The sequence below is a fragment of the Pseudomonas imperatae genome (assembly GCF_057128625.1).
Map to the genome: position 1 here is coordinate 17,715 of NZ_JBSKHP010000019.1, position 24,547 is coordinate 42,261.

Annotated in this window: 21 protein-coding genes; 5 read left to right on the forward strand and 16 right to left on the reverse strand. The window is 67.5% G+C overall.

The features are described from left to right. Positions 1 to 4: 4 nt before the first annotated feature. From imuA to ACWKWX_RS22210, 3 genes are all read right to left on the reverse strand, one after another. Complete coding sequence (gene imuA / locus ACWKWX_RS22200; RefSeq protein WP_473002353.1) at positions 5 to 622, reverse strand: translesion DNA synthesis-associated protein ImuA; 618 nt, start codon at positions 620 to 622, stop codon at positions 5 to 7. Continuing rightward, positions 622 to 1,236: a transcriptional repressor LexA gene (gene lexA / locus ACWKWX_RS22205; RefSeq protein ID WP_483828936.1), complete on the reverse strand. Its 615-nt coding sequence runs from the start codon at positions 1,234 to 1,236 to the stop codon at positions 622 to 624. The genes imuA and lexA overlap by 1 nt, the downstream gene beginning before the upstream one ends. Positions 1,237 to 1,864: 628 nt before the next feature. Further along, positions 1,865 to 3,055 (reverse strand): GGDEF domain-containing protein, encoded by a 1,191-nt coding sequence (locus tag ACWKWX_RS22210; RefSeq protein WP_483828937.1) that lies wholly within the window; start codon positions 3,053 to 3,055, stop codon positions 1,865 to 1,867. Positions 3,056 to 3,296: 241 nt separating this feature from the next. On the opposite strand from ACWKWX_RS22210, the gene ACWKWX_RS22215 reads away from it, so the two are divergent. Next, positions 3,297 to 4,127 (forward strand): oxidoreductase, encoded by an 831-nt coding sequence (locus ACWKWX_RS22215; RefSeq protein ID WP_483828938.1) that lies wholly within the window; start codon positions 3,297 to 3,299, stop codon positions 4,125 to 4,127. Here ACWKWX_RS22215 and ACWKWX_RS22220 read toward each other — a convergent pair. The 5 genes from ACWKWX_RS22220 to ACWKWX_RS22240 form a co-directional block, all read right to left on the reverse strand. Then, complete coding sequence (locus ACWKWX_RS22220) at positions 4,121 to 5,002, reverse strand: LysR family transcriptional regulator (RefSeq protein ID WP_416424519.1); 882 nt, start codon at positions 5,000 to 5,002, stop codon at positions 4,121 to 4,123. The two genes, ACWKWX_RS22215 and ACWKWX_RS22220, sit on opposite strands and share 7 nt — an antisense overlap. 49 nt (positions 5,003 to 5,051) lie before the next feature. Beyond that, positions 5,052 to 5,288: a DUF2790 domain-containing protein gene (locus ACWKWX_RS22225; RefSeq protein WP_483828939.1), complete on the reverse strand. Its 237-nt coding sequence runs from the start codon at positions 5,286 to 5,288 to the stop codon at positions 5,052 to 5,054. Positions 5,289 to 5,494: 206 nt separating this feature from the next. Further along, positions 5,495 to 7,888 carry a glucose/quinate/shikimate family membrane-bound PQQ-dependent dehydrogenase gene (locus ACWKWX_RS22230; protein WP_483828940.1) on the reverse strand — a complete coding sequence of 798 codons (2,394 nt, stop codon included), beginning with the start codon at positions 7,886 to 7,888 and terminating at the stop codon, positions 5,495 to 5,497. A gap of 297 nt (positions 7,889 to 8,185) precedes the next feature. Beyond that, a complete protein-coding gene (locus tag ACWKWX_RS22235) occupies positions 8,186 to 9,322 on the reverse strand; it encodes a glycerate kinase (RefSeq protein WP_483828941.1) in 1,137 nt (378 codons plus the stop codon). 94 nt (positions 9,323 to 9,416) lie between these two features. Then, positions 9,417 to 10,523, reverse strand: a complete 1,107-nt coding sequence (locus ACWKWX_RS22240) for a sugar diacid recognition domain-containing protein (protein ID WP_483828942.1) — start codon at positions 10,521 to 10,523, stop codon at positions 9,417 to 9,419. 150 nt (positions 10,524 to 10,673) lie between these two features. Between ACWKWX_RS22240 and ACWKWX_RS22245 the strand changes: the two genes are divergently transcribed. Then, positions 10,674 to 11,978 (forward strand): MFS transporter, encoded by a 1,305-nt coding sequence (locus ACWKWX_RS22245; protein WP_416424524.1) that lies wholly within the window; start codon positions 10,674 to 10,676, stop codon positions 11,976 to 11,978. Positions 11,979 to 12,364: 386 nt separating this feature from the next. Next, a complete protein-coding gene (locus tag ACWKWX_RS22250; protein WP_483828943.1) occupies positions 12,365 to 13,372 on the forward strand; it encodes an aldo/keto reductase in 1,008 nt (335 codons plus the stop codon). A gap of 87 nt (positions 13,373 to 13,459) precedes the next feature. Here ACWKWX_RS22250 and ACWKWX_RS22255 read toward each other — a convergent pair whose 3' ends face one another. The 5 genes from ACWKWX_RS22255 to ACWKWX_RS22275 all read right to left on the reverse strand — a co-directional run bounded on the left by ACWKWX_RS22255 (position 13,460) and on the right by ACWKWX_RS22275 (position 19,127). Beyond that, entirely contained in the window at positions 13,460 to 14,479 is a 1,020-nt protein-coding gene (locus tag ACWKWX_RS22255; RefSeq protein ID WP_416424526.1) for a branched-chain amino acid aminotransferase, read from the reverse strand. 102 nt (positions 14,480 to 14,581) lie between these two features. Further along, entirely contained in the window at positions 14,582 to 15,709 is a 1,128-nt protein-coding gene (locus tag ACWKWX_RS22260; RefSeq protein WP_416427397.1) for a glycoside hydrolase family 5 protein, read from the reverse strand. Positions 15,710 to 15,867: 158 nt separating this feature from the next. Beyond that, the gene (locus tag ACWKWX_RS22265; RefSeq protein WP_416424527.1) at positions 15,868 to 16,623 is read right to left on the reverse strand and encodes a class II aldolase/adducin family protein; all 756 of its coding nucleotides are present in this window, start codon (positions 16,621 to 16,623) and stop codon (positions 15,868 to 15,870) included. Positions 16,624 to 16,828: 205 nt separating this feature from the next. Next, positions 16,829 to 18,148 carry an LLM class flavin-dependent oxidoreductase gene (locus tag ACWKWX_RS22270; RefSeq protein ID WP_483828944.1) on the reverse strand — a complete coding sequence of 440 codons (1,320 nt, stop codon included), beginning with the start codon at positions 18,146 to 18,148 and terminating at the stop codon, positions 16,829 to 16,831. Between the two features lie 19 nt (positions 18,149 to 18,167). Then, the gene (locus ACWKWX_RS22275; protein WP_483828945.1) at positions 18,168 to 19,127 is read right to left on the reverse strand and encodes an ABC transporter substrate-binding protein; all 960 of its coding nucleotides are present in this window, start codon (positions 19,125 to 19,127) and stop codon (positions 18,168 to 18,170) included. A 214-nt stretch (positions 19,128 to 19,341) separates the two neighbouring features. Here ACWKWX_RS22275 and ACWKWX_RS22280 point away from each other — a divergent pair, with 214 nt between their 5' ends. Continuing rightward, positions 19,342 to 19,812 (forward strand): VOC family protein, encoded by a 471-nt coding sequence (locus ACWKWX_RS22280; RefSeq protein ID WP_416424530.1) that lies wholly within the window; start codon positions 19,342 to 19,344, stop codon positions 19,810 to 19,812. Positions 19,813 to 19,818: 6 nt separating this feature from the next. Next, positions 19,819 to 21,015 carry a hypothetical protein gene (locus ACWKWX_RS22285; protein ID WP_483828946.1) on the forward strand — a complete coding sequence of 399 codons (1,197 nt, stop codon included), beginning with the start codon at positions 19,819 to 19,821 and terminating at the stop codon, positions 21,013 to 21,015. A 22-nt stretch (positions 21,016 to 21,037) separates the two neighbouring features. Here the strand turns inward: ACWKWX_RS22285 and mhpA are convergent, their stop codons facing one another. The 3 genes from mhpA to ACWKWX_RS22300 form a co-directional block, all read right to left on the reverse strand. Next, positions 21,038 to 22,624 (reverse strand): bifunctional 3-(3-hydroxy-phenyl)propionate/3-hydroxycinnamic acid hydroxylase MhpA, encoded by a 1,587-nt coding sequence (gene mhpA, locus ACWKWX_RS22290; protein ID WP_483828947.1) that lies wholly within the window; start codon positions 22,622 to 22,624, stop codon positions 21,038 to 21,040. Continuing rightward, on the reverse strand, positions 22,621 to 23,538 hold the full coding sequence (locus ACWKWX_RS22295) for a VOC family protein (RefSeq protein WP_473002370.1): 918 nt from the start codon (positions 23,536 to 23,538) through the stop codon (positions 22,621 to 22,623). Before ACWKWX_RS22295 ends, mhpA begins: the two co-directional genes overlap by 4 nt. 81 nt (positions 23,539 to 23,619) lie before the next feature. Beyond that, the gene (locus tag ACWKWX_RS22300) at positions 23,620 to 24,453 is read right to left on the reverse strand and encodes a fumarylacetoacetate hydrolase family protein (RefSeq protein WP_473002371.1); all 834 of its coding nucleotides are present in this window, start codon (positions 24,451 to 24,453) and stop codon (positions 23,620 to 23,622) included. Positions 24,454 to 24,547: the final 94 nt, after the last annotated feature.

The window sequence follows — 24,547 nt, forward strand, 5'->3', positions numbered from 1 at the left end:
AACCTCAGGCGCTCTCGCTGAAGGCCAGCGGCGCGGCCGGGGCCAGCCCGCCGCGGCACTTGAGCACGCGCACCTGGGCCGGGCGCAGGTCGATGGCCAGGCGCAGGGCCGCCGGCGACGGGTTGTGCGCAGCCTGCTGCGGGCGGCAGGCGAACGCCAGGGTCTGGCCGGTTTCGGCGGCCACCTGCAGGCGCCGCAGGGCGCGGTCGTCAGCGCTCTGCGGCCAGCACAGCACCGCCGCGCAACTGCCCGAGCGCAGGCACTGTTCGGCGGCCCACAGGGCTTCGGTGCCCTGGGCGTCGACCAGCGCCAGCTGGCGCAAATCGACGCCTGCCGCCTCCCAGGCCGCCGGGTACGGAATGAACGGCGGCGCCACCAGCACCACGCGCTCGCCGGCCTGGGTCAGGCGTGCCAGGGTGGGCCACAGCAGGCGCAGCTCGCCACTGCCGGCACAGGGAATGAGGATTTCGCTGAGCGCCGACGGCGGCCAGCCGCCAGTGGGCAAGGCACGGTCGAGCCAGCCATGGCCGGTGGGCTGGGCGGCCACGGGTTGGGCCTGGGCACGGCCCTTCCACACCCGTCGCTCGTCGAGCAGGCCTTCGAGGCTGACCACCGCGCCCATCAGCGGCGTACCAGGCCGCAGAAGATGCCTTCGATCACCAGTTCCTGCTCGGCGTCCACCACGATGGGTTCATAGTCGGGGTTGCGCGGCATCAGGCGCACGCCGGTGCTCTTGAGCTCCAGGCGCTTGATGGTGACCTCGCCGTCCAGGCGCGCCACCACGATCTGGCCGTTGCGCGCGTCGTGCTGGCGCTTGACGCCCACCAGGTCGCCGTCGAGGATGCCGTCGCCGATCATCGAGTCACCGGCCACCTGCAGCAGGAAGTCGGGCGTGCGGGCGAACATGCGCGCGTCGAACACCATGTGGTCGTGCACGCCCACGTCGGGGTCGATGGGCCGCCCCGCCGCCACCCGGCCCAGCACCGGTATTTCCAGCAGCTCGGGCCGGCGCTGGCTGCGCGCCAGGCGAATGCCGCGCGCCTGGTTGGGCGTGACTTCGATGAAACCGGCCTCGGTCAGGGCCACGATATGCTTGCGCGCCACGCTGCGCGAGGCAAACCCGAAGGCCTCGCTGATTTCCGCCAGGCTCGGCGGCTGGCCGTGATCGGCAATGCGATCGCGGATAAAGGTGAGGATGGCGCTGCGTTTGGGAGATAGAGTAGTCATGGAGTACATTTGTACTCTATGCGCGGGATGCCTGCAAGCGTGGGCCGGCGAATGGTGGGGGGGGATGCGACGCCTATCCACCAGGCGAACGCACAAAGGCTGGCAACGCCTATCCATCAGGCCATGGCACAAAGGCTGGCAACCCCAACCCATCAGGCAAACGCACAAAGGCTGGCAACGCCTATCTATCAGGCCATGGCACGGTGCAACAAATGTAGCACCGGCCGTTAGGCCGGGTCGCGCCGCGCGGGCGGCGCTCGATTTTGGAAGCGCTGCAAGGCTTCAGGCATGCACCTGCAAGCCACGCTGAAGATCTTCAGCGCACGTTTGGGCCAGCGCAGCCTGGCGGCAGCGGCTACGCGGGTTAGGGGTTGCGGGTTGCGGGTTGCGGGTTGGATTCGGTGGGTTCGTCGGAAGATTGCGTCACGGCGCGCAGGTACATGTCGGGAGAGGTGTGGCGCTCTTGAGATCGAGCGCCGTCCGCACGGCGCGACCCGGCCTAACGGCCGGTGCTACATTTGTTGCACCGTGCCATGGCCTGATGGAGAGGCGTTGCCAGCCTTTGTGCGTTTTCCTGATGGATTGGTGTTGCCGGCCTTTGTGCGTTGGCTTGATGGATTTGAGTGGCCGGGGTAGGTCATACCCCCACGCACACCCTGTTCCGCCCTTCCCTCTTGGCCTTGTACATCGCCTGGTCCGCGCGCTGGTACAGCTCGTCCGGGTCGCAGCCGGGGATGCCCAGGGCCACGCCGACGCTGACGGTCAGCGGCGCGCCGTCGCTGTCGATGGCGATGCCCAGGGCCTGGACGGCGGCGCGGACCTCGTCGCCGATGCGCGCGGCGAAGTCGCGGTCGACGCCGGCGAACAGCAGCACGAATTCCTCGCCACCCAGGCGCGCGGCCAGGTCCAGCGGCCGGCGCGGGAAACGCCCCAGGCGGCTGGCGATGGCCTGTAGCGCGCGGTCGCCGGCCGGGTGGCCGTGCAGGTCGTTGTAGCGCTTGAAATGGTCGACATCCACCAGCATCAGCGCGCACAGCTGCGCCTCGCGGGTGGCCTGGGCCAGGGCGCGGCGGCCGAGCATCTCGAAGGCGCGGCGGTTGTAGAGGCCGGTCAGGGCGTCGGTGCTGGCCATGGCGTGCAGCGAGCCGCGCAGCAGGAACAGCGTGCGGAACGAACGCTCGTGGTAGTAGCGCAACGCCAACAGCGCCACCAGCGACGACACCTGGAACGGCATGAACGCGGCGAACTGCTGGTCCAGCAGGTCACCCGCCACCCAGGGCGTGAGGCTCCAGCTGGCCAGGGCAATCAGCAGCGCCATGGCCATGGCCACGTGCACGCTGAGCCCCACCGGGAACAGCACGGTGATGAACAGCAGAATCACCGCGTCCAGCAGCAACGGCAGCTGGAACTCACTGTGGTAGCGGGCATACAGCAGCATCATGGTGATGGAGCTGACACAGGTCACGCCCAGCACCGCCACCACCCAGCGCTGCCCCGCCGCCACCTGGGACTGCTGGCGCACCTTGCGGTAGCCCAGGCAGGTGAACAGCACCGTGGCCAGCCGCGCGCCAATGGCGAAGAACGACGCGGGTGGGAAATGCGCGGTGTAGCCGTACCATACGTCCAGGGCCAGGAAGCCCAGCAACGCTACCATCAGCAACAGCGCCGAGCCGTTGCGGGTACGCTGGAAGCCCTGGTAGTTGAGCTCGCGGTATTCCTGCTCCAGCGCGGGCTCGAAGCGCAACCAGGGAAACCCGCGCAGCCGTTGCCGGGTGTAGACGTTGTCATTGTTGTCGACCAGTTGGGTCAAGCTTTCAAACCGGTTCACACGTACCTCGATGGGGATCCCTCACCGACAGATAGCAAGAAGCCATCACGCTTGCAAGCACTTAGCTAACTGTAGCCGCTGCCGCCAGGCTGCGCTGGCCGGATATTCAGTGCGGCGCAGGTCCAGCGCAGCCTGCGGCAGCGGCTACACCGCAGGATCAGGCAAAAGCGCAGGAGTTTTGGCGCTACGCAGGCCGCCCGCGTCGGGCTAGGCTGTTGCAACCCCCTGAAGGAGCCTTGCCATGAGCCATAAAACCTTTCTGATCACCGGTGTCAGTTCCGGCTTCGGCCGTGCCTTCGCCCAGGCCGCGCTGGCCGCCGGGCACACCGTGATCGGCACCTTGCGCCGCGCCGACGCGGTGGCCGATTTCGAGCGCCTGCATGCGCACAACGCCCACGGCGTAGTGCTGGACGTGAGCGATTTCGCCGCCATCGAGCCCACCGTCAGCGGCCTGCTGGCCCGCCACGGCGCCATCGACGTGCTGGTCAACAACGCCGGCTACGGCCACGAGGGCACGCTGGAGGAATCGCCGCTGAGCGAGCTGCAACGCCAGTTCGACGTCAACGTCTACGGTGCGGTGGCGATGATCAAGGCAGTGCTGCCGGGCATGCGCGAGCGGCGCAGCGGGCACATCATCAACATCACGTCCATGGGCGGCATGATGACCCTGCCCGGCATCTCCTATTACCACGGCAGCAAGTTCGCCCTGGAGGGCATCTCCGAATCGCTGGCGCAGGAGGTTGAGCCGCTGGGGGTGAAGGTGACGGCGGTGGCGCCGGGCTCGTTCCGCACCGACTGGGCGGGCCGTTCCATGGTGCGCACGCACCGCAGCATTGCCGACTATGACGCCCTGTTTGACCCTATTCGCCAGACCCGCGAAGCGCGCAGCGGCCACCAGCCGGGCGACCCGGACAAGGCCGCGCAGGCGCTGTTGGCCTTGGTGAACGCCGACAAGCCGCCGCGCCACCTGCTGCTGGGTGCAGACGCCCTGCAACTGGTGCGCGCCAAGCTCAAGGCGCTGCAGGCGGAGATCGATGAGTGGGAAAGCCTGTCGGCCAGCACCGGCTATTGAGGCAGCTGCTGGAAGGCCTTGACCGCCTGCGCCACCACCGGCAGGCGGTCGCGCTCGGCCAGCCAGGCCAGCACCAGGCGCTCGTCGCTGGCAAGACCACTGACCCGCCGCTGGCGCAGCCCTTCCAGCGCCTGGTCGCCCGGCCACACCGGCAGCAGCGCCACCCCTGCCCCGGCCTTGGCCAGCGCCAAAGCGGCGGAAATGTCGGAGCATTCGAAGGCCACCTCGGGGCGCAGCTGCGCCTCGCTGAACGCCTGCTGCACGCGCTCGTAGAAACCGTGGCCCTGGCGCCGACGCACCACGATCAGCGGCACCTTGGCCAGGTCTGCAAGGGTGCAGGCGTCAGCGTCCGGCAACAGCCCCGGCGTGGCTTCCACGGCGGCCAGGGTCAGGGCCTGCAAGGCTTCGGTGTGCAGCAACGGGTTGGTCACTGGCCATTGGCTGAGGGCGAAGTCCAGCTGGCGGGTCTGCAGCATGTCTTCGAGCACCGCAGGCTCGGCGTGGTAAATCGAGAACAGCACGCCCGGCAGTTGCACCCGCAACTGGCCCACCACCCGTGCCAGGAAGGCAGCGCCCGAGGTCACCGTGCCGATGCTGACCTTGCCGCTGACGCCCTGGGCCAGGCCGCGCATTTCGCCGTCGATTTCATCCGCCAGGTTCAGCAGCTCGCAGGCGCGCCGGTACAGGTGCTGCCCCGCTTCGGTCACCAGCAACCCGCGCCCCTGGCGCTCGAACAATTGCAAACCGTAGTCGGCCTCCAGGGCCTTGAGGTGTTGGCTGAGCGGCGGTTGGGCGATGTGCAGCGCCTCGGAGGCGGCGGCAATGGATTTACGCTCGACGATGGTCTTGAAATACAGCAGGTGGCGTAAATTCATGCAGGGCTCGGCGCAAGGGGAATGCGCCAAGAATAACGGAAGCGCTGGCTTAGTTGGAGCAGCCTTTGCCCATCACGCGGTACACCAGCGAGTGGCGTTGGCCCTGGCTGTCTTCGTAGGTCATGGTCACCGGCACCACGGCGCACACGTCGGGAATGTCACCGGCGTCGATGACCTTGGCGATGTCCAGCTGTTGGCCGTAGCGGTAGGTTTGCGCGGGGTCGGCGTGGGCAGCCGTGGCGGCGAAGCCCAGGGCCAGGGCAGCGAGGGTCAGCAGCTTGTTCATGATTGTTCTCCAAGTGATTTTTCCTTGGAGACAGAGTAAGCAGCGGGCCAGGCTGCGAATATGACCGAAAAAGTCATGACCCATACACAAACCCCGTAGCAGCAACTTTGCTGTGTGGGAGCTGGCTTGCCAGCGAGCTTTTCGGGCCTCAACAGCTCGCTGGCAAGCCAGCTCCCACAGGACAGTTGTTGCTACGGGATGGTGGGTTACTTCGGCAGCGCGTACGCCATCACGTAGTCACCCTGTTTGGTGCCCAGCGAGCCATGGCCGCCGGCGACCACCAGCACGTACTGGCGGCCGTCCTTGCCGGTGTAGGTCATGGGCGTGGTCTGGGCGCCGGCGGGCAGGCGCGCTTCCCACAGTTGCCGGCCGTTGCGCACGTCATAGGCGCGCAGGTACTGGTCCAGGGTGGCGCTCAGGAACGCCACGCCGCCCTTGGTCATGAAGGTGCCGCCCAGCGCGGGCACGCCCATGGTCAGCGGCAGCGGCACTGGCGAATTGTCACGCACGGTGCCGTTCTTGTGTTTCCAGATCACCTGGTGGGTGGTCATGTCCACCGCTGCCACGTAGCCCCAGGCGGGTGCCTGGCACGGCAGGCCCATGGGCGACAGGAAGGCGTTCATGATCACGCCATAGGGCGCGCCCTTGTTGGCCTGGATGCCCTCGGTCTCGCTCTTGCGCGCGGGCATGGCGGCCACGTCCGCGGCCGGCACCAGCTTGTCGACGAAGGCCATGTAGTTGGGGTTGACGAACATGATCTGGCGCTCGGGGTCCACCGACACGCCGCCCCAGTCGAACACGCCGAAGTTGCCCGGGTACACCAGCGAGCCCTGCAGCGACGGCGGCGTGAACGGGCCGTCGTAGCGCAGCTTCTTGAAGTCGATGCGGCACAGCATCTGGTCGAACGGCGTCACGCCCCACATGTCACGCTCGGTCATCACCGGCGGCATGAAGTTGAGCTGCGACTTGGGCTGGGTCGGCGCGGCGTGGTCATCCGGCACGGTGCCGCCCGGTACCGGCAGCTCGTCGATGGGCACGATGGGCTGGCCGTTGGTGCGGTCCAGCACGTAGACGCTGCCCTGCTTGGTGGAGGCGATCACCGCAGGCTTGAGGCCATCGGCGGTCTTGATGTCCATCAGGCTCGGCTGGCCGCCCACGTCCATGTCCCACAGGTCGTGGTGGGTGAACTGGTAGGTCCAGCGCACGTGGCCGGTGGCGATGTCCAGCGCGGTGACGCCGGCGCTGTATTTCTCCGCGGCCGCGCTGCGGTTGCCACCCCACTGGTCAGGCATCTGGTTGCCCATGGGCAGGTACATCAGGCCCAGCTTTTCGTCGACGCTGATCAGCGACCACATGTTCGGCGAGTTGCGCGTGTAGGTCTTGCCCGGGGCGATGGGCGTGGTGTCGTCGGGGTTGCCGCTGTCCCAGTTCCACACCAGGTGGCCGTCGTGCACGTCATAGGCACGCACCACGCCCGACGGCTCGTCGGTGGAGACGTTGTCGGTGACGTGGCCGCCGATCACCACCAGGTCCTTGGTGACCGCGGGTGGCGAGGTGGAGTAGTAGCCACCGGCGGTGAAGCTGCCGATGTTGGCGCGCAGGTCGACCTGGCCCTTGTCGCCGAAGCCTTCGCAGACCTTGCCGGTGTCGGCGTTCAGGGCGATCAGGCGGGTGTCGGCGGTGGGCAGGAACAGCCGGCGCGGGCAGGCGTTCGGCGCGGCGGCCGGGCTTTGCTCGCTGGCAGCATAGGCGGCGTCATCGTGGTACGACACGCCACGGCAGGTCATGTGCGCCCAGCCCTTGAAGTTGGCAGCGTTCTGGGTGCTGATCTGCGGGTCGTAGCGCCAGATTTCCTTGCCGGTGTCGGGGTCCAGGGCAATGACCTTGCTGTGCGGGGTGCACACGTAGAGCATGCCGTTGACCTTCAGCGGGGTGTTCTCCGCGGTGGTCTCGCCCGGGTCGTTCGGGCCGGGAATGTCACCGGTGCGGTAGCTCCAGGCCGGCTGCAGCTTGGCGACGTTGGCCGGGGTGATCTGCGCCAGCGGCGAATAGCGGTCGCCAAACGCGGTGCGGCCATAGGCCTGCCAGTCGCCGTCGGGCATGGCCGGGGCGGCGCTGGTGGTGCCGGCGGTTTCGCGGTTCAACTCGCCCTTGATCTCGCCGGGGCTGGTGAACTGGCTGGCCACGGCGGCAGCGCCGGCCAGCACCACGGCCACGGTCAAGCTGCCATTGCCCAAGGCATACGGCGCACCTTGCAGCAGCTGGCGGCGGAACCAGGGCAGCAACAGCACCAGGCCCAGCACGAACCACAGGGCCAGGCGCGGCACCAGTTGCCACCAGTCCAGGCCCACTTCCCACAACGACCACAGGGTGCTGGCGAACAGCACCAGCGCGTACAGCGGCAAGGCGGCGCGGCGGCCGGCCAGCAGCAACAGGCCCGTGAAGGCGATGCCGATGCCGCTCAACAGGTAATACAACGACCCGCCCAGGCTGGCCAGCTTGACGCCGCCCGCCAGCAGGGCCAGGCCCATCAACAGCATCACCACGCCGAGCAGGCTCGGCAGCAGGCGCCGCGTGGTGGAAGCACGTGCAGTGCTCATAGTGCGTTTTCTCCAGAATGATGATGGCCCGCGACCACGCCCACGGGGGCGCCGCGACGACCTGATGTTTTTATCGGAACGATGTCAGCGCAGGGGCTGACCGAGAGATGACGCAAGGGGTGCAGCGGTATCAACGCTCATACGATGTCATACATTGGTGCGACATTGCATCGCACCAAAGTCTAATAAATTGGCCTGCGGGGTGTCTGGGACGCGGCCTGGCGGCCGCTGCTACGGGTGCGGTGTGCGAAGGTTTCTTGCGGCGCCGGTGACGCGGCCTGTGGCCGCTGCTACGGGTCAGGCGCGCCCCAGCGCCCACACCTGCGCGATATCCCGCGCGCGGTCGCGCAGCAGCAGCGCGGCGTGGCGGCAGGCCTGGTCCAGGGTCATGGGGCCGCTGGTGACGGCGAAGGCGGCGGTGACGCCGTGGGCATACATCTGCTCGTAGCCCTCGCCCAGGGTGCCGGCGATCACCAGCACCGGCACCTGGTGCGCCGCCGCCACGCGGGCGACGCCGAAGGGGGTCTTGCCGCGCAGGGTCTGGGCGTCGAAGCGCCCTTCCCCGGTGATCACCAGGTCGGCGCCGATCACCGCCTGCTCAAGGCCGGTCAATTCGGCCACCACTTCCACGCCCGGGCGGAAGGTAGCGCCCAGGTACGCCTTGGCGGCGAAGCCCATGCCGCCGGCTGCACCCGCGCCCGGGGATTCGCGCAGGTCCTGGCCCAGCACTGCCGCGCTGTGCTCGGCGAAGTGGCCCAGGGCGGCGTCCAGTTGCAGCACCTGCGCGGGGCTGGCGCCCTTCTGCGGGCCAAAGATGTGCGAGGCACCATGGGGGCCGCACAGGGGGTTGTCGACGTCGGCAGCCACCTCGAAGCGCACCTGGGCCAGGCGCGGGTCCAGGCCGTGCAACGACAGCCGCGCCAACTGTGCCAGGGCCAGGCCGCCCTTGGCCAGCGGTTGCTCGTCGGCGCCGAACAGCTGCAGGCCCAGGGCGCGCAGCATGCCGGTGCCGGCGTCGTTGGTGGCGCTGCCGCCGATGGCCAGGATCACCCGCCGGGCGCCGGCGTCCAGCGCCGCGCCAATCAGCTGGCCGGTGCCGTAGGTGCTACTGGTGCAGGCGTCGCGCTGGTCCACCGGCACCAACTGCAGGCCGCTGGCCTCGGCCATTTCGATGATGGCCGTGGCGCTGTCGGCCAGCCAGCCCCAGCGGGCCTGCACCGGGCTGCCCAGCGGACCTTCGACGGTGAGGCTGCGCAACTCGCCGGCGCACGCCGCCAGGATCGCCTCCATGGTGCCCTCGCCGCCATCGGCCATGGGGCACTGCACCAGTTCGGCCTGGGGCAAGGCCTGGGCCAGGCCTTCGGCGATGGCGGCGGCGACGCCGGCAGCGCTGAGGCTGTCCTTGAACGAGTCGGGGGCGATGACGATTTTCATGACGGCTACTCCGGTTTTCTTGTAAGGCCCATGCTGCCAGTTGCCCGAGGCGTCTGCGCCGGGCTGCTGCACAAGCGCAGGCGACCGTTGTTGTTCAAATGGACAAATCGCCGGGCAACAGCTGCACCCCCAGGTACAGGGTGAGCATGCCTTCCAGGCGGTTGGGGTCGATGCCGCTCAGCTCGGCGATGCGCTCCATGCGGTAGCGCAGGCTGTTGCGGTGGATGCCCAGGGCGTCGGCGCAGGCCTGGCTCTGGCCGTCGTGCTCGCACCAGGCGCGCAGGGTCGCCAGCAGCTGGCCGCTGGCGTCCTTGGCCATGACCTTGTGCAACGGCCCCAGCCATTCGTCCAGGCTGTCGTCGCTGCGGTGGCGCCACAGCATCGCCGGCAGGCGGTAGCGCGCCAGCGGCAGGCTGCGGCGCTGGGGCACGATGTCGCGGCCGTAGGCCAGCAGGTCGCGCACCCAGCGGTAGCCACGGCGCAGGCCGGCGAGGTCGTCGGCCGGCTCGCCCAGCGCCAGGCGCTGCACCGGCCAGCCCTGGGCCTCGAGCTTGTCCAGCAGCCGCGCCTCATCCAGGCTGACGCTGGCCGGGCGGCACCACAGCAGCGAGCCGGCCGCGGGGCTTACGCACCAGCTGTCCGGGTAGCGGCTCTGCAGCCACGCCGCCAGCGCCTCGGTGCTTTGCGCCGCCTTGAGCTCGAACAGGCAGGGCGTGCGCGGCAGCTGCGGCTTGAGGCCCATCTGCCGGGCCTCGTCCAGCAGCCGCGGCGACTCGCCCGTGCCGCCCAGCAGCAAGGCCAGCAGGTCGTCGCAGCGCTGGCGGCGCCAGTGCTGTTCCACCTGCAGGCGGCGCTGGCCCAGGAGCATTTCGGCGGTCATGCGCACCAGCTCGCCGAAGGTGCGCAGCTGCGCCGGGTCGCCGGTCAGGCCCAGCACGCCGATCAGCCGGCCGTCCAGCAGCAGCGGCAGGTTCACCCCCGGCTGCACGCCCTTGAGGCACTGCGCCGCCTGGGCGTCCAGCTCCACCACGCGGCCGTTGGCCAACACCAGTTGCGCGCCCTCGTGGCGGGTGTTGATGCGCTCGGGCTCGCCGCTGCCCAAAATCAGCCCCTGGCTGTCCATGACGTTGACGTTGCACGGCAGAATGGCCATCGCGCGGTCGACAATGTCTTGCGCCAGGTCATGATCAAGTTCGAACATAGGGAAAAAAGTCCTGTTCACATCTGTAGAGTCGCACAGCCCGGGCGGCGCGGCGCTGTGCAAACGCACAAAGACACTGCCACGCGCCTCGCCGACACTCAAGGGTGGCTCACGATAGCCGCAAATAACATAAAAACAGAGAGAAACCCCATGTCTACAACCATCGCCCTTGACCAAGGCACCCCAGGCGTCAGGGACGCTGTGTACCGGCGCATCACCCTGCGGCTGATCCCCTTCATCTTCATCTGCTACCTGTTCAACTACCTGGACCGGGTCAACGTCGGCTTCGCCAAGTTGCAGATGCTCGATGCGCTAAAGTTCAGCGAAACCATCTACGGCCTTGGCGCCGGCATATTCTTCATCGGCTACGTGCTGTGCGGCCTGCCGAGCAACCTGGCCCTCACCCGCTTCGGCCCGCGGCGCTGGATCGCGCTGATGATGCTGGCCTGGGGCGGCCTGTCGACCTGCCTGCTGTTCGTCACCACGCCAATGGAGTTCTACGTGCTGCGCCTGTTCACCGGCGCCGCCGAGGCCGGGTTCTTCCCCGGCATCGTGCTGTACCTCTCGCAGTGGTTCCCGGACGCGCGCCGCGGGCGGATCATGGCGCTGTTCATGTCGGCCATCCCGGTGTCGGGCCTGCTGGGCAGCCCGTTCTCGGGCTGGATTCTCAACCACTTCGCCGTCGGCCAGCAGGGCCTGGCCGCCTGGCAGTGGATGTTCCTGATCCAGGGCATCCCGACCATGGTGCTGGGCGCCATGGCCTATTTCCTGCTCAGCGACAGCTTCGCCAAGGCCACCTGGCTCACGCCCCAGCAGCGCGCGGTGGTGGAAGCCGACCTCGCCGAGGACGCCCGCAGCAAGCCGGCGCAGCAGCGTGAGTCGCTGGGCGCGGTGTTCGCCACGCCGTTGATCTGGGTGCTGGGTTTCATCTACTTCTGCATCCAGAGCGGCGTGTATGCCATCAACTTCTGGCTGCCGTCGATCATCAAGAACCTGGGCTTCAGCGACGCCCTGGTGATTGGCTGGCTGAGCGCCATTCCGTACCTGCTGGCGGGTATCTTCATGCTGCTGGTGGGCCGCTCGGCCGACCTGCGCAACGAGCGCCGCTGGCATTTGGTGGTGCCGATGCTGATGGGCGCCATCGGCCTGGTCATCGCCGTGAACTTCGCCGCCACCCCGGCCATCGCCATCGTCGGCCTGAGCCTGGCCACCATGGGCGCCCTCACCGGCCTGCCGATGTTCTGGCCGCTGCCCACCGCCTTCCTCAGCGCCGGCGTGGCCGCCGGTGGCCTGGCGATCATCAACTCCGTGGGCCAGATGGCCGGGTTCCTCAGCCCCTACATCGTCGGCTTCATCAAGGACCAGACCGGTTCGACCGACGCGGCGCTGTATGCGCTGGCGGGGTTGATCGTGGTGGGGAGCGCGGTGGCGTGGAAGGTGGCGGGCAAGCGGTGAGAATCCTGTAGCAGCGGCCGCAGGCCGCGTCCAAGGCACCAACCGCAGCGAGCCCGGACGCCGCCTGCGGCAGCTGCCTACAGGCACGCGCGCAACCCGCCGATCGCGTCGTTTGCATCGCGGCCAAGGCCGGCTCCTACCACGCACGCTGTAGGAGCCGACCTTGGTCGCGATGCAGGCAACGCGGTTTCTGTAGCAGCGGCGGGGCGGCCGTCCGCCACAGGCCGCGTCCAATGCACCGACCGCAGCGAACCCGGACGCCGCCTGCGGCAGCTGCTACAGATCGCGGAATGTCTGTAGCAGTGGCCACTAACACAGGTTTCAGGTGCGCACCCTCCCCCCATGCAGTACCTTTGCCCTCACACCATCGCAAAGGGATGCCACCGATGATTTACCGCGCACTGGGCCACAGTGGCCTGAGAGTCTCCGCCCTGACCCTGGGCACCATGATGTTCGGCGAGCAGACGGCCACCGAGGACGCCCTGCATATCATCGACAAAGCCTGGGACCAGGGCATCAATTTCATCGACAGCGCCGACGTCTACAACAACGGCCGCAGCGAGGAGATCGTCGGCGAGGCGATTGCCCGCAACCGTCACGATTGGGTGCTGGCCACCAAGGTCGGCTTCGGCCCGGCCGATGGCGTGCCGAACCGCAGCGGCCTGAGCCGCAAGCATATCTTCAACGGCGTGGAAGCCAGCCTGACCCGCCTGGGCACCGACTACATCGACCTCTACTACCTGCACCGCGATGACCTGAACACGCCGTTGGAGGTGACCGTCAGCGCCATCGGCGACCTGCTGCGCCAGGGCAAGATCCGCCACTGGGGCGTGTCCAACTTCCGTGGCTGGCGCCTGGCCGAGATCGTCAACGTGGCCCAGCGCCTGGGCGTGGACAAACCGGTAGCCAGCCAGCCGCTGTACAACATCGTCAACCGCCAGGTGGAAACCGAGCAGCTCACCGCCGCGGCTTACCACGGCCTGGGCGTGGTGCCGTTCAGCCCCCTGGCCCGTGGCGTGCTCAGTGGCAAATACACGCCAGGCAAGGCGCCCGAGGCCGGCAGCCGCGCCGCGCGCCAGGACAAACGCATCCTGGAGACCGAATGGCGCGACGAGTCGCTGCACATTGCCCGCACCATTCAGGAATACACGGCCGCCAAGGGCGTGGGGATTGTCGAGTTTGCGATTGCCTGGGTGCTGAACAACCAGCTGGTCAGCTCGGCCATCGTCGGGCCGCGCACCGAGGCGCAGTGGGATACCTACAGCGGCGCGCTGGAGGTGAAGATCACGGCGGAAGATGAAGCGTTCATCGACAGCCTGGTCACGCCGGGGCATCCGTCGACGCCGGGCTACAACGACCCCGGCCATTTCGTCACCGGCCGGGTGACAGCATAACCCCGTAGCAGCGGCCGCCAGGCCGCGTCCGGCGCCAGCGCAAAGTTGGCCCCGGACGCGGCCTGGGGCCGCTGCTACGGGTTTACATCAGGCCTTGACGATCCAGCCCGCTGGGGCTTCAACGTCGCCGTGCTGGATGCCGGTCAGCTCGTTGTAGAGCTTGACGGTCACCGGGCCCACGCTTTCCAGGCTGTGGAACACGTGCAGCTTGTCGTTGTACTGGATGCCGCCGATCGGCGAGATGACCGCGGCGGTACCGCAGGCGCCGGCTTCCTTGAACTGGGCCAGCTGGTCGACGAACACGTCGCCTTCCACCACTTTCAGGCCCAGGCGGGTTTCAGCCAGTTCCATCAGCGACAGGCGGGTGATGCCTGGCAGTACCGACGGCGACTTGGGCGTGACGAACTCGTTGTGCTCGGTGATGGCGAAGAAGTTGGCCGAACCGACTTCCTCGATTTTCGAGTGGGTCAGCGGGTCCAGGTAGATGCAGTCGGCGAAGTTGTGCTTCTTGGCATCGGCACCCGGCAACAGGCTGGCGGCGTAGTTGCCACCCACCTTGGCGGCGCCGGTGCCTTGTGGGGCGGCGCGGTCGTAGGTGGAGATGGAGAAGTTGTGCGGCTTCAGGCCGCCCTTGAAGTAGGCACCTACCGGCACGGCGAACACCGAGAAGATGAACTCGGGGGCGGTGCGCACGCCGATGTTGTCACCCACGCCGATGACGAACGGACGCAGGTACAGGGCGCCGCCCGAACCGTACGGCGGGATGAACTTCTCGTTGGCACGCACGACCTGCTTGCAGGCCTCGATGAACATGTCGGTAGGCACGTGCGGCATCAGCAGGCGCGAGCAGCTGCGCTGCATGCGGGCGGCGTTCTGGTCCGGGCGGAACAGGTTGATCGAGCCGTCCTTGCAGCGGTAGGCCTTGAGGCCCTCGAAGCACTGCTGGCCGTAGTGAATGGCGGTCGAACCTTCGGCAATGTGCAGGACGTTGTCTTCGGTCAGGGTGCCTTCCTGCCAGGCGCCGTCGCGCCAGGTGGCCAGGAAGCGCAGATCAGTCTTGATGTAGTCGAAACCCAGGGTGTCCCAGTTTATGCCAGCGCCGCTCATGATGCCCTCTACAGATGATCGCAAGGATTCAATTCGTTGATCAGGCGACAAAGATACGGCGCCAGATGGCCTGCGGCAAGCGTGTCTTGGCGCCTTTGCCACCTAGGAGGCCGAAGGTGCGGCAAGCCGCCGCAGGATCGGCTCGAATTCCGCGGTGGGCTGGCGTGGCAGCGGGTCGGGTTCGCCCTTGTCGATGGCCTGCCAGTAGCGCCACGGTACCTTGGCGCTGCCCAGCTCGTAGTCCATGCCGTCCCAGCTGTCCTCGCGGAAGCTGTAGAAGGCCCAGTGCACCTGCTGGCGGTCGAGCACCGTGAGCACGTCCTCCAGGTACTGGCGGCAGCCGGGCAGCTGGCGCATGCAGCCGAACTCGCCCACCACCAGGCGCTGGCGCGGCACCCCTGCCCGCTCGGCCCAGGCCAGCGGGCGCTGCAGGTAGCTGGCGACGCGCTGGGCGTTCCAGGTCAGGGACTGGCCGGCGAACGGCGCTGGGCCAGGATAGGCATAGGGCGTGGCGCGCTTGATGTTCGGCGCGCTGGTGGCCTCGTAGGGCTCGTACATGTGCACGCTGTACAGCAGCCGGCTGTCGTTCAGGGCCTTGGGCCAGTACTCGAAGCTGTCGGCGGCGGCGTACCAGCCGGCGTCGAGCATGATCGGCGTGTGCGGGTCGACCTCGCGCACGGCGGCCACCAACTGTTCATAGAACGCCGGCAGGTCCCGGGCGGTGCCTTGGGCCTTGGCGTACCAGGCGTGCATGGCAGGGGCGCCGGCGTGCTCCAGCAGGCCGCCGCGTTTTTCCGGGGCCGGCTCGTTGATCAGGTTGTAGCCGGCTACCGCCGGGTGGTCCTTGAGGGCGGCGGCCAGGTCGCGCCAGTAGGCGGCGCTTTGCGCCCACCAGGCCTTGTCCTGCCACAGGCGGTCGTCGAAACGGTCGCCGTTGTTCTGCGACCAGCGCATGCCTGGCAGGGACAGCGGCGTGATCACCACCTTGAGGCCCGCCGCGTGGGCACGGTCGAGGCTGATGATAAGGGTGCGCAGGTCATTTTCAACCAGGCCGTCGTAATGGTCGGCGCTGCCCAGCAGGAAATCGCGCTGGGCGGTCTGCCATTTGTCCCACGACAGCCGCACCCAGCCGGCGCCATAGCCGCTCAGGGCCTGGTAATACTCGGGGGTGGGCGGCAGGCGGTTGAAGCTGTTGCCGCCATGGCGGGGGGCGGTGTCCCAGAAGCCGATCAGGTCGGCGGCGCTGGCAGGCAACGCCAGGCCAGCCAGCAGCCCGGCGATCAAGGGGAAGATTCTCACAAGTGCTTACCTTTGTTCTTATGTGCAAAGAACCGCAAGCCTACGTGAACCGTCCCCTCCAGACCGCTGGCAAAGTGTGACCTGAATTGTCAGGAGCAGTAGGACGCGCGCTGGTCTTCGATCAGGGTCAACGCCGCCGCCCATGCCATGTCGATGATCTGCTCGACGCCGTCGCTTTCGAATTGTTTCGCCGTGTGTGCGCACACCTCCGGCGCCGGGTAGATCAGCTTGCTGCCGCCCGCCAAGGCCTGCACCTGCGCCTGGCAAGCGCGCTCCAGGAAGTGAATTTCGTGGAACGCCTCGGCGACGCTGCCACCACCGGCCAGCAGGCCATGGTTGCGCAAAATCATGGCGCGGTGCGGGCCCAGGTCGGCGATCAGCCGCTCGCGCTCGTCCAGGGACAGGGCAATGCCTTCGTAGGTGTGGTAGGCCAGCTTGCCGTAGAACTTCAGCGCGTGCTGGCTGATGGGCAGCAGGCCCTGCTCCTGGGCCGACACGGCGATGCCGGCGGCGGTGTGGGTGTGGATCACGCAGGCCAGGTCCGGCCGCGCCATGTGAATAGCCGAATGGATGACGAAGCCTGCGGCGTTCACCGGCACCTGCGCGCAGGCCGGGTCCACGGCCTTGCCGTGCTGGTCGATGAGCACCAGGTCGCTGGCGCGCATACGGTCGAACAGCACGCCGTAGCGGTTGATCAGGAAATGATGCTCGGGGCCTGGCACGCGCAACGTCAAGTGCGTGTCGATCAGGTCGGTCATGCGGAAGTGGGCGATCATGCGGTACAGCGCGGCAAGCTCGCAGCGGGCGTGCCATTCGGTGTCGCTGACGGTGAGGGGCTGGGCCATGGGAGTCCTCCTGGGGCGGTGACATTTCCCATAGTAACGCCGTTTGCCGGGGGTGCCAGGAGGATTGATGCCGCTGTTGATGCCCCATACGCCATCCACGTAGCCGCTGCCGACAGGCTGCGCTGGCCCTGATCGTCGCTGGAGATCTCCAGTGTGGCTCAGGCCCAGCGCAGCCTGCGGCAGCGGCTACAAGATTGGCGGGGAATTAGCGGGGGTTGCGGGGGATGGTCAGGCCCAGGTTCTCGCGCAGGGTGGTGCCGGGGTATGCGCGCCGGTACACCCCGCGTTCCTGCAGCAATGGCACCACCTCCTGGGTAAAGCGGCGGAACTGGCCGGGATGGCCGATGTAGATATTGAAGCCATCCACCGCCCGCGCCTCGAACCATTCGGCCATTGTCGCCGCAACGGTCTCGGCGCTGCCCACGAAAGCGCCGGGGCGCAGTTGGCGCGAGGCCTGCACCGCCTGGCGCAGGGTGAGGTTGGCGGCCACGGCGTTGTCGGTGATGCGCTTGGCCACGGTGAAGAAGCTGCTGCGGGCAAACTCCAGGGCCTGGGCCGGGAACGGCGCGTCGAGGTCGTACTGGCTGAAGTCATGCCAGCCAAACGAGCGGCCGAACTCCAGCAGCGCCTGCTCGAAACTGTGGTCGCTCTCGTGGTAGTGGCGCTCCAGGGCCCGCGCCTGCTCGTCAGTGTCGCCGACGAACACCTCGGCACCCGGCAGCACCAGCACCTGCTCGGGGTCGCGGCCTTGGCGCACGGCGCGTTCCTTGATCTCGCGGTAAAACGCCTGGCCTTGTTCCAGGCTGGGCGCGTGGGTGAACACCACGTCGGCAATGGCCGCGCCCAGCTCCCTGCCCTGCTCCGAGTCGCCGGCCTGGAAAATCACCGGCTGGCCCTGGGGCGAACGCTGCAGGTTGAGCGGCCCCACCACGGCAAAATGCTCGCCCTTGTGGTTCAGCGCGTGCAGCTTGGCCGGGTCGAAATAGCGGCCGGTGCTGCGGTCGCGCACGAAGGCGTCGTCTTCCCAGCTTTGCCACAGGCCCTGCACCACCTGCACGTGCTCCTTGGCGCGGCTGTAGCGGGTGTCGTAGTCGTAGTGCTCGTCACGGCCATAGTTGCCGGCCGTGCCGGCGTCGCCGCTGGTGACCACGTTCCAGCCGGCGCGGCCCTTGCTGATCAAGTCCAGCGAGGCCAGGCGCCGGGCCACGTTGAACGGCTCGTTGTACGAGGTGGTCAAGGTGCCCACCAGGCCGATATGGCGGGTGGTCACGGCCAGTGCCGACAGCAGCGTCAGCGGCTCCAGGCGGTTGAGGTAATGGGGCGGCGAGCCGGGGGTGATGAACTGGCTATCGACGATGAAAATCAGGTCGAACAGCGCGGCTTCCGCCTGGCGGGCGATGTCGATGTACCAGTCGATGTTGACGCTGGCGTCGGCCGGCAGCTCGGGGTCCAGCCACAAGTTGTGGCGGCCGGGGCCACCGACGCCCATGGTCAGGGCGCCGAGTTTCAGGGTGCGGGTGCTCATGGCGACGTTCCTTGCAGGGTTATGGCGCGGCCTGGGCCGTGGCGGGTGGCTGCACGGCAGCGTTGAAGGAGGTGTCGAACAGGCTGGCGGCCGGGTAGGACTTGATCAGCCCCAGGCCGCTGAAGAAGTCGATGGTCTGCTGGGCAGCGGCGATGTTCTGCGCGCTCACCGGTCCGACGTCGGTCTTGGCGCGGCCGAACCAGGCGCGGGCGATGTCCTTGTCGGCGCGGGTGCGCTCGGCCCAGGCGTCGGCGTAGGCCTCGTTGTGGGCGGGGTCGCTGACGCTCCATTCCCGGGCCTTTTTCAGGCGTTGCAGGAAGTCGTTGATGGCGGCGCGTTTTTCTTCGCGGGAATGCTCGTTGGCGACCACGAAGCTCTGGGCCGGGATCAACCCCTGGGCGGTTGCGATCACGCGGCCACCGGCACGCTCCTGCTGGGTGACGTAGGGTTCCCAGGTGGCGATGACGTCGACGCTGCCGCCGTCCAGCGCATGGGAAGCATCGAGGGCGCTGAGGTAGCGGATGTCGACGGCGTCACGCGGCACGCCGGCCTTGTCCAGGGCGCTGAACAGCAACTGCTGGCTCCACGAGCCCTTCCAGATGGCCACGCGCTTGCCGCGGATGTCGGCGATGGTCTTGATGGGCGAATTTTTGCCGACCACGATGGCCACGCCGTCGAGGCTCTGCTGGGTCACCGCAATCACCTTGATGGGCGCGCCCAGGGCGCCGAGGAACAGCGGCGGCGCGTCGCCCAGCAGGCCCAGGTCCAGGCTGCCGGCGTTCAACGCTTCGGCCACCGGCGAACCGGCGGTGAACTGCTTCCACTCCAGGGTATAAGGCAGGTCGTTGAGCACGCCGGCGGCGTCCATCACGGCGCGGGTATTGTAGCTCTGGTCACCCACGGTCAGGGTCAGGGCCGAGGCGCCCAGGCTGATGGACGCGGCCAGCGCGGCGGCGGCCAGTTTGACGAATGTGCGCAAGGCAATCTCCTGGGCAGCGGTTATATGGAAAGGCTCTGTAGAAACCAATGCTTATAAGCTAGCCATCTGGAAGTCATTTGTGAAATTCATTTTAGACATAACCTAATATGATTATTTTGCAGCTAATGCTAGCCATCCCCGGGGCTGCTCTACACTGAAGAGGTTGTTCCTGCTCATTCACTGCCGCGCCATGGGCCGGCACAGGAGGAAGGAAATGGCCGTCAAAGCAATCCCCGATGGACAACACAGCATCACCGCCTACCTCGCCCTGGACGGCGCGGCCAAGGCCATCGCGTTCTATCAAAAGGCCTTCGGCGCCACCGAGGTGTTCCGCCTGGAGGCCCCCGGCGGCCGCGTGGGCCATGCCGAGCTGCGCATCGGCGACTGCGCGCTGATGCTGGCCGACACCTGCGACCAGGGTCCGCTGGGGCCGATTGCCGGCGAACACAAGGCGCCGGTGGGCCTGCACCTGTACGTCGAGGACGCCGACGCGGTGTTCGCCCAGGCCTTGGCCGCAGGCGCTACCCAGGTGTATGAGGTGAAGGATCAGTTCTATGGCGACCGCTCAGGTACACTGCGCGATCCGTTCGGCAATGTCTGGTTCGTGGCCACCCACAAGGAAGACCTGACGCCCGAGCAAATCCATCAACGTGCAGCGGCCATGTTTGGCCAGGGACCTGCCTGACCCGTTATGCGAATCATTGAAAAAAACGGCGCACTGGTGCGCACCCTCACCCCCGCCGAGCAGGTGCTGGTAGAAGGTTTCGTGCAGGCCAGCCTCGACGGGCACCGCCTGTTGCAGGCCAACCAGTGGCTGATGAAGGTGCGCGGCCAGGGCCAATGGCTGGCCTGCGACTGCCGCCAGGACGCGATGCCGGTGATGAACGTGACCCTCAACAGCAGCACCGGCACGCTGTTCCTGAAGAACAACCCCGGCACCCCGGAGCATCATCCCGAGTGCCCGTTCATCAAGGATGACCGCGAGCCAGGCACCAGCGCCGAGCGCGACGAGCCGCCAGCGGCCTGGCTGGCACCGGACGTGCCGCTGCGGCTGATCGGCGAGTTCCGCCCCGCCGGCAGCGCCGAAAACGCCGGCACGGCGAACGGCGCCAGCACCCGCAAGGAGCAGCACCGCCTGCTGTCGCTGCTGGTGACGCTGATCGAGGCCTCGGGCCTCAACGTCTACGCCACCCACCTGAAGAAGGATTTGACCCAGCAGTTCGCCGACCTGCGCGGGGTGGCGGCGCGCTACCCGCTGGTGGAGCGGGTGCCGGCCAGCAACTACCTGGAAACGCGCATCGACATGAAGCACATGATGATGCTCAAGGCGCGCCTCAAGGACTCCTCGGCGTTCGGTAGCCAGCGCCGCTACGGGCTGCTGCTGGACTGCGTCAACGAGGTGCGCACGCGCAGGGTGTTCAACGGTCGTAGCGACAATGGCTTCGATTTCCAGGGCCACCATTGGCTGTGGGGCGGCGAACGCACCAGCGGGCCGTTGCTGGCCCTGGCGCTGTACTCGCCCACCACGGCGGGCAGCCAGTATTACGAGATGATCCACGTGGCCACGGTGCCGGTGCTGTCGCGGGCGCAGCTGTTCCCGGTGCTGCGCGAGGAAGAGCGCGAGCCGTTGAAGCTGCTGGTGGGGCTGATTGACTGGATGGCCGGCAAGGGTGTGCAGGTCATCATGCGCCGGCCGGTGATCGGCGGCGACGTGATGGATGAGCTGGTGCTGACCTCGGACCTGGACCGGGTGCTGTCGGTGTCGCTGATGAAACAGCCGCTGGGCCCAGAGCCCAGCAGCGAGACCTTCAAGCGCCTGGCCGATTTCAAGAGCCTGGACACCTTCCGCAAGTACGTGGCCGGCTTCTTCATGCGCGACCGCCCGTAGCAGCTCCCACAGGATGTCGCTGCTACAGGGCTGCTTCGGGGGTGCGTACGCCCAGGTGCAGCTGCGCCAGCAGGTCTGCCAGCAACGCTGGCACCTCGGCCACCTGCGCCACCGCGCCGAACAGGTAGAAGTCCGGGCGCACCAGCATCGCCGTCACCCCGTTTTCCTGCATGAAGCGGTGGTACTTGCCGCTGTGGTCGACGTAACCGCCCTGCCCTTGCGGCGCCAGGCGAATCACCCGCAAGCCGAGGGCCGCCAGGGCGTCGCGCTGTTCACGATTGATCAGCGCCAGCGGGTCGCGGTCGCCAATCACCACCAGGTGGAAACCACGGCCGAACAGCTCGTCATAGCGCGCCACCACGCCGTCCACCTCGATGCTGCCATGCACCCCCAGGCTGCCGGCCAGGCCCAGCGGGCTGCCGTCGGCGGCCTTGTGGATCAGGCCACCGGTGAGGCCCGGGAACGGCGCCAGCGGCGGCACTTCGCCGGCCAGGAAAGCCCGGTCACGCTCGGCGGCGGCCTGGGGGTCGGACACGCACACCACCTTGCCCATGGCCACCGAGGCGTCGATCACCGCGCGAATCTGCGGCTTGCGCTCGGGGGTGTAGCTGTCCAGCAGGCGCTCGTCGCAGGCGCCGCGCAGCACCAGGTCCAGGCGCCACGACAGGTTCCACGCGTCACGAATGCCCGAGCACATGCCCTGCCCCATGAACGGCGGCATCAGGTGCGCGGCGTCGCCGGCCAGCAGCACCCGGCCGTTGCGCCATTTCTCGGCGATGCGCGAGCGGAACTGGTACACCGCATGGCGCACCAGGGTCGCGGTACCCGGGTTCACCCAGGGTGCCAGCAACTCCCAGACCTTGGCGGTGTCCTGCAGGTCCTCAAGGCTTTCGTGGGGCAGGCGCATGAACTCCCAGCGCCGGTAGCCCGGGCCGCCCGGCACCATGGTGGTGGGCCGCGCGGGGTTGCACCACTGGCCGATGTCCGGCACGTCCAGGGTGACCCCGGGGTTGGGCTGCAGGTCCACCACCAGCCAGTCTTCCTCGAAGCCCAGGTCATGCCAGGCAATGCCCTGCTCGCGGCGCACGAAGCTGTTGGCGCCGTCGGCACCGATCACGTAACGGGCCCGCACCTGGCAGGTCGCCTCGGGGTGTTCGGCACGCGCCGCGCGCTGCATCGACAGCTCGCAGCCGCCGTCGAACTGGCGCAGCCCCACCGCCTCCCAGCCCTGGTGCACCTGCACGTTGGGCAGGGCCTTGGCGCGAGCGTCGAGCACCGCTTCCAGCGCCGGCTGGTTGAACAGGTAGCCGAACGGCCCGTCGCTGATCGACTCGGCCGACCAGTCGATCTCCACCAGGGTCTGCCAGTCGGCGTTGAACCACTGGTAGCACGCCGACGGCTGGGAGATGGGTTGCAGGTCCTGCTCCAGCCCCATCAGGCGAAATACCCGGCGGATCTCGTGGTCGTGGAACACCGCGCGCGGCAGCGGGTACAGCGAGGTCCAGCGGTCATACACGGCCACGTTGTAGCCCATATTGCCCAGCAGGATCGCCAGGGTCTGGCCCACCGGGCCGTAGCCGACAATGGCCACATCAACAGTCTGGGTCATTGGCCAGCTCCTGCTTCGGTGTTGAAGATGAAGTGTTCGGGCACGTCCGGCCCCCACAGGTACAGGGAGTTTTCCGGGTGGAAGTCGCCGCTCGGCCAGGTCACGCCTTCGGCGATGAAGTCCATGTCGGCCGAGTACTCGCAGAACGAGCCCCAGGGGTCGCGCACGTAGTGGAAGTAATTCGAGCCCAGGGCGTGGCGGCCGGTGCCCCAGCCGTCGTGGTAGCCGGCGCTGGCCATCTGCGCGGCGCCGACGCCCACCTGGTCGATGCTGCCCACTTCCCAGGCGGCGTGGTGCCAGCCCTTGGCGCTGCTCTTGGCGAAGGCCACCAGGTGGTGGTCGCAGCCGTGGGTGGCGTGCATGAAGGCAATGATGTCCTGGGACTTGTCCGACAGCCGCAGGCCCAGGGCCTGCTCATAGAAGTCGATGGAGGCCAGCACATCGGGGGAAAACAGCAGCACGTGGGACAGCCGCGCCGGGGTGATGCGCGGCAGCTGGTCACGGGTGCCCACGCCGCGCACGCGGCCGTAGGCGCTGGTGTGCAGGGCCGTGGCCTTGCAGTTGGGCATGGTCTTGTCGCCCACCTTGATCTGCAGCAGGTTGCCATGGGGGTCGCGGAACCAGCAGCCCACGCCGTCGCCGTCCTCGAAGGTGGCGCCGGCGGCCTCGACCTGGCGGCGCAGGGCCAGGTAGTCGTGCTCATGGCAGTTGAAGCTCAGCCAGGCCAGGGCCTTGGCCGGCCCTGGCAGGATGCGTGCCCAGGTGCGGCCATCGCCGGCGCGCAGCAGCAACTGGCCGTCGCTGGCCTGCACGTCAAGGCCGAAGTTTTCGAAGAAATGCTGTGCCTGGGGTAAGGACGGCACATACAGCGCGTAGTGATCGATCGAATGCACGCCACGGGTTTCGCGGGTCATGATCGCCTCCGTTTATTGTTGTTTTTCGTGGCGCGGCCCTGGGTGTGGGCCGCGCCGCTGTAGCTGGGCCGGGGCCTGGGTTCAGGCCTCGTCGACCACCGGGTTGACCAGGCTGCCGATGCCTTCGATGGACACCTCCACCACGTCACCCGCCTTCAGGTACACCTTGGGGTTCATGCCGAAGCCGACGCCGGCCGGGGTGCCGCTGACGATCACGTCGCCGGCGCCCAGGGTCACGGCCTGGCTGAGGGTGGAAATGATGGTGGCGACGTCGAAGAGCATGTCGCTGGTGTTCACCGACTGCACCACCTTGCCGTTGACCTTGGTCTGCAGCAGCAGGCCCTTGCCGCCTTCGGGCAGTTCGTCGGCGGTGACCAGGTCGGGGCCGAAGGCGCCGGTGTCATCGAAATTCTTGCCCACGGTCCACTGCGGCGACTTGAACTGGTACTCGCGCACCGAGCCTTCGTTGAACAGCGCGTAGCCGGCCACGTGCTTGAGCGCGTCGGCCTTGGCGATGTGGCGGCCACCGCTTTTCAGCACCACAGCCATCTCGCCTTCGTAGTCCAGGGTGTCGGACACCTTAGGCCGTACCAGCGGCTGGTTGTGGCCGATCAGGCTGGAATTGAAGCGCGGGAACAGGGTTGGGTAGTCGGGCTGGGCGTAGGGCGATTCCTTGGTGTGGTCGGCGTAGTTCAGGCCCACGCAGACGATCTTGCCGGGTTCGCGCAGCAGCGGCAGGTAGTCGTGTTCACCCACCTCCACTACCGGGCCAGCCGCTTCGGCGCCGTAGGTGGAAAGGTCCACGCCGCGCTTGAGCAGGGCCTCCAGGGGTTCATGGCCCAGCACCCGCACGCCTGCTTCGGTGCGCACACCCAGGGTGGCCTGGCCTTGATACATGAAATGAACGTAGCGCATGGAAAAACACCTCTTGTTGTGGGTCGGCGGCCCGACCTTCGGGCGCCTGCCGATGGGGCCAAGGTAGGCCTGAAAAAATATACGGTCAACGATA